This is a genomic window from Parafrankia elaeagni, assembly GCF_000374165.1.
In the GTDB taxonomy this organism is placed as follows: domain Bacteria; phylum Actinomycetota; class Actinomycetes; order Frankiales; family Frankiaceae; genus Parafrankia; species Parafrankia elaeagni.
In genome coordinates this window covers 40,208-54,834 of the sequence record NZ_KB893794.1, presented here as the reverse complement: position 1 = coordinate 54,834, position 14,627 = coordinate 40,208, and the positions used below count along the sequence as shown (strand labels likewise).

General features: G+C 72.2%; 11 protein-coding genes and 2 tRNA genes. 5 read left to right on the top strand and 8 right to left on the bottom strand.

The features are described 5' to 3' along the window. The first annotated feature begins 153 nt into the window (after positions 1-153). A complete protein-coding gene (locus B207_RS0130915; protein WP_018640567.1) occupies positions 154-2,367 on the top strand; it encodes an RNA degradosome polyphosphate kinase in 2,214 nt (737 codons plus the stop codon). A 128-nt stretch (positions 2,368-2,495) separates the two neighbouring features. Here the strand turns inward: B207_RS0130915 and B207_RS0130910 are convergent, their stop codons facing one another. The 3 genes from B207_RS0130910 to leuC all read right to left on the bottom strand — a co-directional run bounded on the left by B207_RS0130910 (position 2,496) and on the right by leuC (position 5,415). After that, the gene (locus B207_RS0130910; RefSeq protein WP_018640566.1) at positions 2,496-2,780 is read right to left on the bottom strand and encodes an HU family DNA-binding protein; all 285 of its coding nucleotides are present in this window, start codon (positions 2,778-2,780) and stop codon (positions 2,496-2,498) included. A gap of 522 nt (positions 2,781-3,302) precedes the next feature. Beyond that, on the bottom strand, positions 3,303-3,890 hold the full coding sequence (gene leuD, locus B207_RS0130905) for a 3-isopropylmalate dehydratase small subunit (protein WP_018640565.1): 588 nt from the start codon (positions 3,888-3,890) through the stop codon (positions 3,303-3,305). Between the two features lie 127 nt (positions 3,891-4,017). Then, positions 4,018-5,415, bottom strand: a complete 1,398-nt coding sequence (leuC, locus tag B207_RS0130900; RefSeq protein WP_018640564.1) for a 3-isopropylmalate dehydratase large subunit — start codon at positions 5,413-5,415, stop codon at positions 4,018-4,020. 162 nt (positions 5,416-5,577) lie between these two features. Here leuC and B207_RS0130895 point away from each other — a divergent pair, with 162 nt between their 5' ends. After that, entirely contained in the window at positions 5,578-6,393 is an 816-nt protein-coding gene (locus B207_RS0130895; protein WP_018640562.1) for an IclR family transcriptional regulator, read from the top strand. Positions 6,394-6,864: 471 nt separating this feature from the next. Continuing rightward, positions 6,865-9,195 carry a serine/threonine-protein kinase gene (locus tag B207_RS42485; protein WP_018640561.1) on the top strand — a complete coding sequence of 777 codons (2,331 nt, stop codon included), beginning with the start codon at positions 6,865-6,867 and terminating at the stop codon, positions 9,193-9,195. A 398-nt stretch (positions 9,196-9,593) separates the two neighbouring features. Here B207_RS42485 and B207_RS36475 read toward each other — a convergent pair whose 3' ends face one another. Further along, on the bottom strand, positions 9,594-11,312 hold the full coding sequence (locus B207_RS36475) for a sensor histidine kinase (RefSeq protein ID WP_051102728.1): 1,719 nt from the start codon (positions 11,310-11,312) through the stop codon (positions 9,594-9,596). A 200-nt stretch (positions 11,313-11,512) separates the two neighbouring features. Between B207_RS36475 and B207_RS0130880 the strand changes: the two genes are divergently transcribed. After that, positions 11,513-11,782, top strand: a complete 270-nt coding sequence (locus B207_RS0130880) for a hypothetical protein (protein ID WP_018640558.1) — start codon at positions 11,513-11,515, stop codon at positions 11,780-11,782. A 400-nt stretch (positions 11,783-12,182) separates the two neighbouring features. Here the strand turns inward: B207_RS0130880 and B207_RS0130875 are convergent. The 3 genes from B207_RS0130875 to B207_RS0130865 form a co-directional block, all read right to left on the bottom strand. Then, positions 12,183-12,255 (bottom strand) — tRNA-Glu (locus B207_RS0130875). A gap of 45 nt (positions 12,256-12,300) precedes the next feature. Beyond that, positions 12,301-12,372, bottom strand: a tRNA-Gln gene (locus B207_RS0130870). A 154-nt stretch (positions 12,373-12,526) separates the two neighbouring features. Then, positions 12,527-13,303 carry a fumarylacetoacetate hydrolase family protein gene (locus B207_RS0130865; protein WP_026311622.1) on the bottom strand — a complete coding sequence of 259 codons (777 nt, stop codon included), beginning with the start codon at positions 13,301-13,303 and terminating at the stop codon, positions 12,527-12,529. Between the two features lie 255 nt (positions 13,304-13,558). Between B207_RS0130865 and B207_RS0130860 the strand changes: the two genes are divergently transcribed. Beyond that, the gene (locus B207_RS0130860) at positions 13,559-13,825 is read left to right on the top strand and encodes a hypothetical protein (protein WP_018640555.1); all 267 of its coding nucleotides are present in this window, start codon (positions 13,559-13,561) and stop codon (positions 13,823-13,825) included. On the opposite strand, the gene B207_RS0130855 is transcribed toward B207_RS0130860, so the two are convergent. Then, a complete protein-coding gene (locus tag B207_RS0130855) occupies positions 13,741-14,598 on the bottom strand; it encodes a hypothetical protein (RefSeq protein WP_018640553.1) in 858 nt (285 codons plus the stop codon). The genes B207_RS0130860 and B207_RS0130855 overlap by 85 nt on opposite strands. Between the last annotated feature and the right edge of the window lie 29 nt (positions 14,599-14,627).

Genomic DNA, 14,627 nt, shown 5'->3' with positions numbered 1-14,627 from the left:
TAACGGAAACCGTGCCGGTTCCGCCGTGTCACCGGACAACGCCAACACGGAACATCATCACTGCCCGGACGACACGCCTCATCCGCACGAAAACCTCACTTCGTCACACATCGCGGCTGCCGAGTTCATCCGAAGCTGGCAGCATGAGCAACCATGAGCGACCTCGTTGCGACCCGGCCGGACCAGCCGCAACGAAAAGCGCGGAGTGCGCTGCTGGAGCCCCTGGAGGCACCTCGGGCGCCGGCCCCGTCGGATCTTCCGCCGGACCGGTACATCAACCGGGAGAAGTCCTGGCTTGATTTCAACTCCCGTGTCCTCGCACTCGCCGAGGACGTCGCCACTCCACTGCTGGAACGGGCCAAGTTCCTGGCCATCTTCGCCAGCAACCTGGACGAGTTCTACATGGTGCGGGTGGCCGGACTGATGCGCCGGGACGCGACACGGCTCGCGGTCCGCTCCGCGGACGGGCTGACCGCCCGTGAGCAGCTCGACCTGATCAGCCGCACGACCGCCGAGCTGACCGCGCGGCACTCCCGCTGCTTCACCGACGAGGTCGCGCCGTCGCTCGCGCATGCGGGCATCACGATCAAGCTGTGGCATCAGCTCGGGCCGTCACAGCGGGAGGGGCTGCGGAACTACTTCCACGAACAGATCTTCCCGGTGCTGACGCCGCTGGCCGTCGATCCCGCCCATCCGTTTCCGTACATCAGCGGCCTGTCCCTGAACCTCGCCGTCGCCGTCCGTGCGCCCGGCGGGGCATCCGAACGCTTCGCCCGGGTGAAGGTTCCGCAGAACGTTCCGCGGCTGATCCGGGTGGGCCCCGACGAGCCGGCGGGCGAACGCCCCGGCGGGGAGATGCTCCGGCCCGCGCAGGACGACTCCGCCGCCTGCTTCGTGCCGCTCGAGGAGGTCATCGCGGCCCATCTCGGGCAGCTTTTCCCGGGTATGGAGGTAGTCGACTCGCACCTGTTCCGGGTCACCCGCAACGCGGACCTGGAGGTCGAGGAGGACGAGGCCGAGGATCTGCTGCAGGCGCTGGAACGCGAGCTGGCACGGCGCCGTTTCGGGCCCGCCGTGCGCCTCGAGGTCGACGCCGACATCGACGAGGACCTTCTCAGCCTGCTGATGCGCGAGCTGGAGGTCACCGACCGCGAGGTCCACCGGGTACGCGGCCCGCTGGACATGTCCGTGCTGTGGGCTCTCTACGATCTCGACCGCCCGGAGCTCAAGGACGCCCCGCGGGTGCCCGTCACCCATCCCCGGCTGCTCAACGACGAGGGCGAGCCGTCCGACTTCTTCAGCGTGCTGCGCGAGGCCGACGTCCTCGTGCACCATCCGTACGACTCGTTCACGACCTCGGTACAGCGGTTCATCGAGCAGGCGGCGGCCGACCCGCACGTCCTGGCCATCAAGCAGACGCTGTACCGGACGTCCGGCGACTCGCCGATCGTCGACGCGCTGGTCGCCGCGGCCGAGGCCGGCAAGCAGGTGGTCGTCCTGGTCGAGATCAAGGCGCGGTTCGACGAGAGCGCCAACATCCGCTGGGCCCGCGAGCTCGAACGGGCGGGATGCCATGTCGTCTACGGCCTGATCGGTCTCAAGACACACTGCAAGATCTGCCTCGTGGTGCGCCAGGAACGCGGTGGCCTGCGCCGCTACTGCCATGTCGGCACCGGGAACTACAACCCGAAGACCGCGCGGCTCTACGAGGACCTGGGCCTGCTCACCGCCGCGCCGGACGTCGGCGCCGACCTGACCGACCTGTTCAACGTCCTGACCGGGTACAGCCGCCAGACGGAGTACCGGTCGCTGCTCGTCGCGCCGCAGCACATGCGGGACGGGATCATCGAGCGCATCGAGGCCGAGGCCGAGGCCGCCCGCGAGGGCCGCGAGTGCGGAATCCGAATCAAGGTCAACAGCCTGGTCGACGAGAAGATCATCGACGCGCTGTACCGGGCCTCGATGGCCGGAGTGCCGGTCCACTGCCTGGTCCGCGGGATCTGCTCGCTACGGCCGGGGGTCCCCGGACTCTCCGAGACGGTGCATGTCCGATCGATCCTCGGACGGTTCCTGGAGCACAGCAGGGTCCTGGAGTTCGCCTCGGCCGGTGAGCACTGGATCGGCAGCGCCGACATGATGCACCGCAACCTCGACCGGCGGATCGAGGCGCTCGTGCGGGTTCCGCACGCCGAACGCCAGGCCACGGTGCGCGGGATGCTCGACCGCGCCTTCTCCGACGGCGTCTCCGCCTGGGTCCTCGCAGCCGACGGGCGCTGGGAGCGGCACACGACCGGTCCGGATGACGCGCGCCTGGCGGACTACCAGCAGGACCTCATGGGCCAGGCACACGAGCGCGGCCACCGCTGACCCGCCGGCAGGGTCCGCCCGCCACCGCCACCGAGCCGCTCCTCGCGCCGGCGCGTCCCGGCACGGCCTGTTCGGCCCAGGGCCGCGCCGGAACGCGGCCGCGCGAGGGCACGGCCGCGGCGTCGGTTTCAGTCGCTGCTCGTCGAGACGCTGGCCTTGAACTCCGAACCGGGACGGAACTTCGGCACCACGGACGCGGCGACGTGCACGGGCTCGCCGGTCGCGGGGTTGCGGCCGGTGCGGGCGGCACGCTCCACGCGCTCGAACACACCGAAACCGGTGATCGTGACCTTCTCGCCGCCGGCCACGGCTTCCTGGATCGCGTCGAACACCGCGTCGACGGCCTTGGTGGCGTTCGCCCGCCCGCCCTCGATCTGCTGAGCGATGCGGTCAACCAACTGGGACTTGTTCACAACAACCTCCGGACGCCCCCGCGCTTGACGGGGTGGGGAGCAGATCGGGCATCACACTGCGCTGCACCGTAGGCATCTCCACTGTCGAGGGCAATTCCCATGAGCGTGTCGCGTCACACAAACCCGCACGTCAGCGGGTTCGCGTCGAGTGGCTACCGCTTGCGCACTGTTCGACGAGCCCGTCGCATCCTGCAACTTCGTCACCTTGAGTAACTTTTGTCCGATGGCGATTCGAGCCGAAAGTCACGAATTGATAGCCCGCAGACGCCGGCCGAGAGGCGTCCTTACCCCAACACACCGGGGCACTACCCCACGCGGATGTGAGATCACACTCAGCATCGCGGCGACCACTGCGAGACGGGGCGGCCCGAACGGGTGCACCACCCCCCTGGGCGCGTGCGCCCGATGGCCGGTGATGTGATCAACGCAACATCGCCGCGGCACCCCCGGGCCGGCTCCCAGTAGCCCGAAAAGCCCTGTGCCGGGCCAGGTCACCCCGGCCCGGCACAGGTCCCGTCCGGCTCAGGCGGTGGTCGGCAGCCAGGCCGGCCGCTCCGCCTCGAAGACGGTGATGCGGTCCTCGTGCCGCAGCGTCAGGCCGACGTCGTCGAGACCTTCCATCAGCCGCCAGCGGGTGAAGTCGTCAAGATCGAAGCCGACGACCTGGCCGGCGCCGCGGACCTCCCGCGCCTCCAGATCGACGGTGATCTCCGTGGCCGGGTCGGCCTCCACGGCGGCCGTCAGCGCCTCGACGACGTCCGCCGGCAGCACGACCGGAAGCAGGCCGTTGCCGAGCGCGTTGCCGCGGAAGATGTCGGCGAAGCGGGGTGAGAGCACCGCGCGGAAGCCGTAGTCCTGCAGGGCCCAGACGGCGTGCTCACGGGAGGAGCCGGTGCCGAAGTCGGGCCCGGCGAGCAGGATCGACGCCCCGGCGTGAGCCGGGTCGTTCAGCACGAACGAGGGGTCGGCCCGCCATTCGGAGAACAGCCCGGCCCCGAAGCCGGTCCGCTCGATGCGCTTGAGCCACTCGCTCGGGATGATCTGGTCGGTGTCGACGTCGCTGCGCCGCAGCGGCACCGCCCGACCGGTGTGGATGGTGAACGCCTCCATCGAGGGCACGTTCCCTTCGGCGTCGTGGGAGAAGGTCCCGGGGAGAAGGTCCCGGAGAGCCCCCGGGAGAGGGTCTCCGGGGCAGGTCGTGGAGCGGAGTCGGTTTCGGCCGCGGCCGCCGGCCGCGTTACAGGTCGGCGGGCGCGGTGAGGCGACCCGTGACCGCGGTGGCGGCGGCGACCGCCGGAGAGACCAGATGCGTGCGCCCACCCGGGCCCTGCCGGCCCTCGAAGTTGCGGTTGGACGTCGACGCGCTGCGCTCCCCGGGGCGCAGGGTGTCCGGGTTCATGCCCAGGCACATCGAGCAGCCGGCGCTGCGCCAGTCCGCCCCGGAGGCGCGGAACACCTCGTCGAGGCCCTCCGCCTCGGCCTGGGCCTTGACCTCCATCGATCCCGGGACGACAAGGACCCGCAGGCCGTCGGCCACCTGCCGCCCGCGCAGGACGTCGGCGGCGGCCCGCAGGTCGGAGAGCCGGCCGTTGGTGCAGGAGCCGATGAAGACCGTGTCGACGGCGACGTCGGTCAACGGCGCGCCGGGGGTCAGATCCATGTAGGCCAGCGCGCGCTCCACCGAGGCGCGGGCCGCGGGGTCGACATAGCCGGCCGGGTCGGGCACGGCCGAGCTCAGCGGAGCAGCCTGGCCGGGGTTGGTCCCCCATGTGACGTACGGGCTCAGGCTGGGCCCGTCGATGACCACCTCGTGGTCGAACACCGCGTCGGCGTCGGTGGCCAGGGTCCGCCAGTAGGCCACGGCGGCGTCCCACTCGGCGCCGGTCGGTGCGTTCGGGCGCCCCTTCAGGTACTCGAAGGTCGTCTCGTCCGGTGCGATCATGCCGGCCCGGGCACCGGCCTCGATGGACATGTTGCAGACCGTCATCCGGCCCTCCATCGACAGCGCGCGGACGGCCTCGCCGCGGTACTCGATGACATAGCCGGCCCCGCCGCCGGTGCCGATCCGGGCGATCACGGCGAGAATGAGGTCCTTGGCGGTCACGCCGGGCGGCAGCTCGCCCTGCACCGTGACAGCCATCGTCTTCGGCCGGCGCTGCGGCAGGGTCTGGGTGGCCAGCACATGCTCCACCTGGCTGGTGCCGATGCCGAACGCCAGCGCGCCGAAGGCGCCGTGCGTCGACGTGTGGCTGTCGCCGCAGACGATCGTCATGCCCGGCTCGGACAGGCCGAGCTGCGGGCCGACGACGTGCACGATCCCCTGGCCCGGGTCGTTCATCGGGAACAGCCGGACGCCGAACTCTGCGCAGTTCTTGCGCAGAGCCTCCACCTGGGCCCGCGACACCGGGTCCGCGATCGGCAGCAGGGTGTCCGCCGTGGGCACGTTGTGGTCCTCGGTGGCGAGGGTCAGGTCGGGGCGGCGGACCGGGCGCCCGGCCAGCCGCAGCGCCTCGAACGCCTGTGGCGAGGTCACCTCGTGCACGAGGTGCAGATCGATGTAGAGCAGGTCAGGTTCCCCGTCGGCACGGCGGACGACGTGCGCGTCCCAGACCTTCTCCGCGAGTGTGCGCCCCATTGGCCCCACTCCCTCTCTCGCGCGGGCCGGGCCCACGCAGTCGGACATGCGGTTCGAACATCGGTGTCGTCACAGGACTGCCACCCCGAACGGCTGCGCCGCCCGAACGGCTGCGCCGCCCGAATGGCTGCGTCCCAAGGTTTGGGATGGCAGTATCAGACTATGGAACATAGTAGCGGCGTCGGCGTCCTGGACAAGGCCGCCCTTGTGCTGAGCGCCGTCGAGCACGGCCCGGCCGGCCTCGGCGAACTGGTCGCCCGCACCGGGCTGACCCGGGCCACCGCCCACCGGCTCGCCAGCGCGCTGGAGACACACCGCCTGCTCGCCCGCGACGCGGCGGGCCGGTTCGTGCCCGGCCCGCGGCTGGCGGCGGGCAGCCCCGCCGCGCTGCCCTGGGAGATGCTCGACGCGGCCGGGCGGGTTCTCACCGCGCTGCGGGACGACACCGGCGAGAGCACCCAGCTGTACGTCCGACGCGGCCCGGTCCGCGTGTGCGTCGCCGCCGCGGAGCGCTCCGCCGGCCTGCGGGACACGGTGCCGGTCGGCGCCGCCCTGCCGATGACCGCCGGCTCCGGAGCCCAGGTACTGCTCGCCTTCACCGACGCCACCGGGCCCGGGTCCGGGCCCGAGTCCGAGTCCGGGCTGCCAGCGCACACGGCGTTCACGGCCGAGGCGTTGGCCCGGGTTCGCCGGCGCGGTTGGGCGGAGAGCGTCGGCGAGCGGGAGCCCGGTCTCGCCTCGGTCTCCGCGCCGGTGTTCGGTCCCGCGGGCGTCGTGGCGGCGATCTCCCTGTCCGGCCCGGTCGAGCGGCTCACCCGGTCGCCGGGGCGGCGGCACGGGGCAGTGGTCGTCGCCGCGGCCCGCCAGCTGTCGTCGCAGGCCGGGCCCGTGATGACACAACCCGGCCCTCGCGTGACGGTTAACGACACAGTCGCACCTTCTCGAGCCGAAGGAGGTGTCGCAGGTCACTTCACATGAACGGGAATTGCCGCACGCGGAGCAGGCAAAAACGCCGCCCGCTTACCCGCCTAAACACCACTTCCTGACGCCCTGAAACACAATGCTTCCGCACCGGCCATCCGTACCGGCACCCCGGCGCGGCCAGGCAGGCTACGACGTCGTAGCCTTTGTCCTGTCACCAGAGCAGGATCGACGTACCGAGCAGTTGTTCACGTACAGGCACGGCGTGGCTGGTCCAGCGCTCCGCGTGGCTAGGCCGGTCACACCACGTGGCGTAGTCCGGCCAGACCGCCGATCTGCGGTCACCGGTCGGGCAGGGGCGCATTACCTGCACGTGTGGTCGACCCGCCGGGTGCTGTGCCAGCCGGCCTCACCACCCGCCGACGGGAGGATCCGCCGGAGTCCTCCGGCTTCCGCAGGCCCCGCCGCGGCAGCGTCACAGGCTCGCGCCGCAGGAGTTCCGACGGCGCTCAAAGGGGGAAAGGCGCAGTGCGCAAACTGGGTTCGCGGTACGTCCTGCACGAACTACTCGGGCAGGGAACGGCCGGCCAGGTCTGGCGCGGAGCCCACGTCTCCGACGGGGAGCCCGTTGCCATCAAGGTGCTCCGCCCGGAACTCGCCCACGACCCCGAGGTCGTCGACCGTTTCCTGCGCGAATGCGATCTGCTGGTCCAGCTCGACAGCCCCGACCTGGTGCGGGTCCGCGAGCTGATCCAGGAGCCCGGCACCCTGGCGATCGTCATGGACCTCGTCGAGGGCATCGACCTGCGGGCCCACCTCGACCAGGCTGGCCCGCGCCCGGTGACCGAGGCCGTCCGGCTCGTCGTCGGCCTGCTCTGGGCGTTGGACAGCGTGCACGGCGCAGGCATCATCCACCGTGACGTCAAGCCCGAGAACGTCCTCATCGACACCTCGGACCCCCGGCGGCCCTACGTGCGGCTCACCGACTTCGGGGTGGCGCGCATGATCCACACGCCGAGCCGGGCGTCCCTGACCGGCCCCATCGGGACCCCGCTGTACATGGCGCCCGAGCTGGCGGACGAGGTCCCACCGACGCCGGCCGTCGACATCTACGCCGCCGGCGTCGTTCTCTACGAGCTCATCGCCGGCAGCCCGCCGTTCGACGCGTCGCACCCGGCGGACCTCATGCGGGCGCACCGCGAGGACGTGCCGCAGCCGATCCAGGGCGTCCCGCCCGCGGTGTGGGACGTCCTGGCCGCCATGCTGGCGAAGTCGCCGCAGCAGCGCCCGGCGAGCGCCGCCGACGCCGCGGAGGACCTGCTCGACGCGATTGAGGACGAGGACCGGGACCACGACCTCGGCGAGGGCGACGACGATCAGCGCTGGGAGCGCGAGCAGGACCGCCGCGCCGATCCCCGCGACACCGGCGCCTCCCGGCAGCACGGCGGCCCCGGCCGCGGCGCGCCCCAGGGCAGCCCCGAAAGCCGGGACTCCGACTTCGACACCGCCCAGACCCGGATCGACCGGGACCGCGCGACAACGGGCGCGCCGCAGCGTGACCCGGCCCGTTCCGGCACGGCGGTTCGTCAGCCCGCAGTCGTCGGAGCCGGAGCTCTCGGAGCCGCAGCTCTCGGAGCCGGGGCCGCCTCCGGCGCGACCGCCGTGCTCTCCAGCGGGGACGCCACCGGAGCACACGGCGGTTGGGACGACGCGGCCCACACCCAGGTGGGGGGAATCCCCGCCACCCAGGCAGGCAGCCCACCCTCGGGCCGGGCCGGCTGGAACGACGACGCGCACACCCAGGTCGCCGGCATTCCCCCGGTCCGGCCGGGGCGGGGCGGGGCCGATCAGACCTGGGCCGGGCAGGCGCCCGGCGGCTGGAGCGACGGGGCGGACGCAGCCACCGGGGCCCAGCCCGCGGTCCGTGTCCCCGCCCGTTCGGCCGGCTCCGCCGCCGACCGCAACACGGTGATCTCAAGCAGCAAGGACTCGGCCCCCGCCGGCACGGTCAGTGGGCCGGGCTCCCCCGCAGCCCGGTCCGCTGCCGACCGGCGGCGACGCAGCCGCATCGCGGCTGGCGCCGGACTGGTCGTCGCCCTCGTCGCCGGTGCCGGCGGCTGGGCTCTCGCCGCCGCCGGTGACAGCGAGAGCGGGCTGACGGCGGACGGCCAGACCCAGACCCTGATCGACCCGTCGATCACCGCGACTCTGCCCGGAGGCCTCCCGATGCCGCCGGGAATGGATCCCGCGCAGGTCGGCCCCAGCGGCGATCCCAGCGGACCGGCCCGCACGAACCCGGCCGCGAGCCCCGGCCAGAGTGCCTCGCCGGGCGCCACGCCCACGCAGAGCGGGCCGGCCACCGCCAGCCCGAGCGCCACGACCTCGCCATCACCGACGCCCAGGGACGCGACCGTGCCCGACGTCCAGGGCCAGAGCCAGTCGGCGGCGTCGAACACACTGAGCGACAAGGGCTTCACCAACGTGTCGTCGAGCGAGAGCTGCCAGAAGGGCAAGAACGGCGGGGTCGTGCTCGACCAGAACCCCAACCCGGGCAGTGTGGTCCCCGTCTCCACGAAGGTGACGCTGACCGTGCAGGCCACGAACTGCGCCGAGGTCCCCAGCGTCGCTGGAAGCTCACTCGAGGCGGCGCGCAGCACCCTTGTCAGCAAGGGGTTCGGGGTCCTGAACGGCTCGGGCAACTGCTCGTACGGGCCGGGGCGCAACGCGGCCGGGACCAATCCCGCGGCCGGGACGATGATGCGCAAGGGTGAGAGCGTCTGGCTCGAGCCGTCCTGTGCCGCGTCGCCCGCGCCGGCACCGCCGCCGAGCTCCGCGCCGCCCGCCTCACCTGCCAGCTAGCAGGCAGACAGCGGCGGGCCGCTCGCGGTCGGCCCGGGCGGCCTGCCGCCCGGGCCGACTTTCACCGCTCCGGCCGCTCGGCCACCGCACAGCCACGGCTGCCGAGACCACGCCGATCCTGCGGATCCCTGAAGAGCCCGTGCGCCGCGCCCGGCACGACTCCGGTGAGAGCCCCGTGTCAGCCCTGCGCCCGAGGCGGCCCTCGTGCGTGCCTCCGCCCGCCGTGCCCGGGGGCTCGGGCATCGGCCGGTGTTTCCCGTGCTCGCCTGACGCGCAGCGCCTGTCACGTGAGCACGTGAGGGCGGCATTGGTCCGGCTCCGAGGAGCTCGTGCCCACGGCGGTCCAGCCGGGTCGGGTGGTCAGAGCAGCCTGTTGACCGTGGGTCCGGCGTGCACTTCTACCGCCAGTCCTGGGACTGGGAGACCGCCGCCGACCACGGGTCCCGGGCGGGCGCCGCGTGGGGCAGCCGGGCCGGAGCGGCGGCCGGCTTGGGGAAGTTCGCCGGTGTCGGCGTCGGTATGGCCGAGCCCGCGCCGTCGCCGGACGGCCCACCGCGGGGGTGCAGCAGCGCACCGGTGCCCGCCGGCAGGGCGGGCGGGTCAGGCAGGAGATCACCCCGTGTGCGCAGGCTGCGCGGGAGCGGCATCGGGACGGGCATCGGCGCCGGTTCGTCCGTCGCGGCGGTCGCCGTGGCCGTGGAGGCCGCCCACAGGTCGACCTCGACGATGATCTCGCCGTTCTCAGAGGACATCCGCAGGCGGCCGCCGTGCACCTCGACCAGCCGGCGCACCACATAGAGCCCCATCCCGGCGCCGTCGGTCTGCCGGGTCGCCGTCCCGTCCCGCTGGGTGAACGGCTCGAAGAGCTGGCGGATGGTGGCCGGGTCGAGGTCGGGGCCGGGGTTACGCACCCGCAGCACCACCTCGTCACCGACCCGGCCGGCGATGAGCCGCACCGGCGCACCCGGCCAGGAGTGCACCAGCGCGTTGTCCACGAGGTTCGCGACGACCTGGTGCAGGGCCTGGCGCGCCATCCGGACGGTGAGCTGGGGCGGGAGGTCCACAGTGACGCTGTTGCCGGCGTAGGACAGCCCGTCGATGACGTCCCGCACGACCTCGGGCAGGTCGGCGACCGTGTTGTCGCCGGTACCGGTGGCGGTGGCGGCCGTCAGCATGTTCTCCAGCAGCCGGGACAGCCGGTCGGAGTAGGTGACGGCGGAGTCGAGCATGCCGTCGAGCTGGGCGTCGGAGAGGCGGTCGCGGCGACGCCTGATCGTGAGCAGGGTGCCGCGGATGCCGGTCAGCGGGGTGCGGAACTCGTGCGAGACGGTGGCGACCAGGTCGCTGCGGATGCGGTCGGTCTCCTCCAGCCGGGCCATCAGGCTCTGCTGGCCCTCGTAGAGCTGCTGGCGGTAGTCCTCCACCCGGCGGCGGGACTGCTCGTTGTAGTGCCAGAAGACCATCTGGGCGCCCGCCAGGGCGCAGATGAAGCCCGCGTGCAGACCGGCCAGCAGCAGGGCGTTCTCGTCCATCCTGGAGGCCGCCTCGGCGGTGATGATGTCACCGATCGCGAGACTGGCCAGGAAGACGAACGCGATGGCCAGGAGGTAGACGCTCCAGTCCTCGTAGAGGGCGATGAGCGCCACCACGACGAAGAAGTGGAAGTACATGGGCGTCAGGCCGTCGGAGAGGTGCACGAAGACGACCGAGCAGCAGAGCAGACCCAGGCTCGCCGCGAGCGCCCGCACCCGGCGCATGCCGGGGGCCAGCGCGGCACCGAACAGCAGCGCCGGCGGAGTGGCCGCCAGCAGGCCGTGCGGCAGGCTGTGGTCACGCCACAGGCCGTACGCGACGATCACCGGCAGGTGCATCGCCAGCACCCAGCACATCAGCGCGTGGCGGGCGGCCCAGTCCTCCGTGGGCAGGCCCCGCCCGCGCGGGAACCAGGCGACCGGCCCGCGGGACGTCACTTCGGCGCTCGACGCGGCCAGGCCGGAGTCCGCCGCGAGGGTCCGGGCGGGCCGAGGCTTCTCGGGCCGGCGGGCGGCGCGCCCGACGTGGGCGCTGCCGTGACGGCGGCGCGCCCGTTCGGGCATGGAGGGTCGGGCGGAGGACATCCGAGCAAGTTTCTCCCGTTCCGGGCCCGGAGCGCCATGGCTGTCAAGGGTGGTGTCGTATGACGACTATGCCCAGCTTTGACTAGGCCATCAGTACCACTCGGTAAGGGGCTCAAAGAAGCATGGCGCAGTTGCCCGCATTCCCGACAGGCTGTGGTCCGCGAGGTGGCCCCCGGACGGCCGCCCGCGGAGGAGGACACGTGCCCCCAGTTGCCCTGACGACCGCGACCGCCGCCGCCTTCACCGTGCAGACAACGCCTCAGCCTGCGGATGTTCCGACGGACGGCGGTGTCTCGCTCGCGCTGGCGGCCCGCCCCGTGCTGCGCCTCGTCGGCTCCGAGCCGGTCGACCCGTCCGGGGAGGCGCAGGAGATCGTCCACGGTTTCGGTGGACCCAGCACCTGCAGCTGCCGTCCGTGTGCCATGGCCCGCCACCCCTCGTTCATGCCCCGCCTGCGCGCCGTCGACTGAGGGCACGGCCGAGAACTAGTCCTGTGTACCTACCACCATCCGGCAGGTGCCACATCGCGGGCCGGCCCCACGAGCTGGTCGGCCCCGCCCCGCCGCTGTGATCCGTCGCGATCCGACGTGATCCAGCCGCCGCCAGGGGCACCCGCATCAGTGATTCCGCAGTCAGCCGCACCCGTGCTCAGACAGGTCGGACCGGCGCTGCCCGCGCCGGTCGCCGGCAGACAGACCCCTTCCGGACGAAGCGCCGCATGTCCGCGGGCCGTCCGGTTCAGGTACGGGATGTGAGGTCAGTGCGCGGAGATGCGCGCCAACGCGTCACAAGGCCCGCCGGCCACAAAAGAAAAACGCCAACCTCGGAAGGTTGGCGCCATGAGATTCAGATGTAGCCGAGATTCAGATGTAGCCCCGACCGGATTCGAACCGGCGCTACCGCCTTGAGAGGGCGGCGTCCTGGGCCGCTAGACGACGGGGCCAAGACCGTTTTTGCAATATACAGCATGTTCGTACAAGTGGTGCAGCTGGGGTACCAGGACTCGAACCTAGACTAACAGAGCCAGAATCTGTTGGGCTGCCAATTACCCCATACCCCATGGGTCCCTCGCGGGCGATGCCTACTGTACCCCATCCACCGACCCGGTCAGCGACCGTGTCCCCGGCGGGTCTCCGGCGGGTCTCCGATTCCCGGCCCCGGGCCAGCCGCAGTGGGGCGGGCGGGCCGGAACACCGCCGCCCGCCCGCACTCCCCTACCGCGCGGTGACCGGATTTGTCAGCGTGCCGATGCCGTCGACCGTGACGGCGGCCGTCTGCCCGGCCCGCATCGGCCCCACCCCGGCGGGCGTGCCGGTCAGCAGCACGTCGCCGGGGAGCAGCGTCATCGCTCGCGACATGAAGGCGACGAGCGTGGGCACGTCGTGCAGAAGGTGCCTGGTTCGCGAGTCCTGGCGGACCTCGCCGTCCAGCGTCGTCCGCAGGGCCAGGTCGGACGGGTCGAGCTCGGTCTCGATCCACGGCCCGAGCGGGCAGAAGGTGTCGTGGCCCTTGCCGCGGGTCCACTGGACGTCCGCCGCCTGCTGATCCCGGGCGGTGACGTCGTTGGCGCAGGTGAACCCGAGAACGACCGACAGCGCCCGCTCCACGGGAACGTCCCGGCACAGCCTGCCGATGACGATGGCCAGTTCGCCCTCGTAGTCCACCCGATCGCTGTCGGGAGGGAGCACGATCGGATCGCCTGGGCCGGCCACGCTGGTCGAGGGCTTCAGGAACAGCACCGGGCCAGCCGGTGGCTCGCCGCCCATCTCACGCGCGTGGTCCGCATAGTTCTTACCGATGCAGAGAATCTTGCTGGGCAGGACGGGAGCCAGCAGCCGGACCTCGGCCAGCGGCCGCCGCACCCCGGTGAACGTGAACGGCGCGAACGGATGCGGTGTGATCCCGGCCACAATCGCGGTCCCGTCCTCCGGAGACCCCTCCACCACGCCGAATGCCGGCTCTGACCCGTCAGTGAACCTCGCTATGCGCACTGGGCGACCGTACCGACCGCGCCGCGCATCCGGTTCACCCGGCGACGCACCGGACACGGATGGAACGCACCCGGCCGGATGCCAGCGCCGGCAACGGGCCGCCCGCTCGGCGACCGCGTTCCGGTCCGGACAAGGTCCGGTGCACCACGGCCGGGAGGGGACGCCGAGAATCAGGCAGGATTGCCGGGTAAGGGCCAGCGCCCGGTCGAGGACGGCGTGGCCCGCCAGGTACCGGCCCGCTCTGGAAGGAGCACGATGACCGAGATCGACTCGACCCCCGTCTACGAGATTGGCGCGCCCGAACCCAAGCCCATCGACGAGGAGCTCAGCGTCCAGCTCGGCCATCTCGCCGAGGACGCCATCCTGCGTGGCAAGCCAAACGGCGACGAGCGCTGCGACAACTGCCTGTACTACCTCGACACCGACAAGGACATCACCTACTGCTGGCATCCGAAGCTGCGGATCCTCGTCGGCGGCGACTGGTGGTGCCAGTGGTGGGAGGAGATCCCGGACGAGGACTGACCACCCTGGACGCCCACACCCTGGGCGTCCACAGCCTGGGCATCCACAGCCTGGGCATCCGGCCCCGGGGCCGCGGTCGCGGCCTCGGGGCGCCGACCTCGGTCCGGTTCCCCGTCCTGGCCGTCCCTGCCGGGGGTGGTGAACGGCCGGCGTAGCCACAGGTCGCGCAGGATGTCAGTCGCCGCCACGGTGACCAGGCCGCGCGCCCCGTCGAGGATCTCGGCCATTTCCGGCTCCTGGGCGCCGCGGTCCGCCGCGTGCGTCAGCTCCTCCGACTCGTGGCAGGCCGCCTCGACCAGCCAGCCCCGCTCCGTCGCCGCTGACAGCAGCCCGAGAAGGTCCGGGCGAGCGTCCGGCAGGCGGCTCGCCAGCCGCCGGCGCAGCGCCCACAGCGCGGCCCGATCCGTGGTACGCCCCCAGGTCACCCTGATGAACCGCCCCTCGCCCACCGCCACCGGGACAGCTGTCACCGGAACAGTCCCCACCGGGACGGATGCCACCGCGCCGGTCGCCTCGCTGACCAGGTGGACGTGGGGGTGGTCGGTCGTCGTCGCACCGTCGAGCAGCCCGCCGAGCCGCTCCCAGAAGGACTCCGCGGGCCGGCCGGCGCCACCGATGTCGAAGAGGCCGACGAACATCCCGCTGCCCGAGACTCCGGCGATGGCACCGGGCCGGTCCGGGTCGCCTGGCCCCTCGCCGGCCCCTCCCGCCAGCTCACGGCGCAGCGCGTGGGTGTCCCCCACCCGGCCCCGGATCGCCCGCAGCAGCAGCATCGCCGCCTCCCCCCGTGACGGGGAGACTA

What these genes read in the sequence shown, in the direction of transcription:
- B207_RS0130860 (WP_018640555.1), top strand. Translation starts at nt 13,559, where the DNA reads ATGACCGAGATCGACTCGACCCCCGTCTACGAGATTGGCGCGCCCGAA.
- B207_RS0130895 (WP_018640562.1), top strand. Translation starts at nt 5,578, where the DNA reads ATGGAACATAGTAGCGGCGTCGGCGTCCTGGACAAGGCCGCCCTTGTG.
- B207_RS0130855 (WP_018640553.1), bottom strand. Translation starts at nt 14,598, where the DNA reads ATGCTGCTGCTGCGGGCGATCCGGGGCCGGGTGGGGGACACCCACGCG.
- leuD (WP_018640565.1), bottom strand. Translation starts at nt 3,890, where the DNA reads ATGGAGGCGTTCACCATCCACACCGGTCGGGCGGTGCCGCTGCGGCGC.
- B207_RS36475 (WP_051102728.1), bottom strand. Translation starts at nt 11,312, where the DNA reads ATGTCCTCCGCCCGACCCTCCATGCCCGAACGGGCGCGCCGCCGTCAC.
- leuC (WP_018640564.1), bottom strand. Translation starts at nt 5,415, where the DNA reads ATGGGGCGCACACTCGCGGAGAAGGTCTGGGACGCGCACGTCGTCCGC.
- B207_RS0130915 (WP_018640567.1), top strand. Translation starts at nt 154, where the DNA reads ATGAGCGACCTCGTTGCGACCCGGCCGGACCAGCCGCAACGAAAAGCG.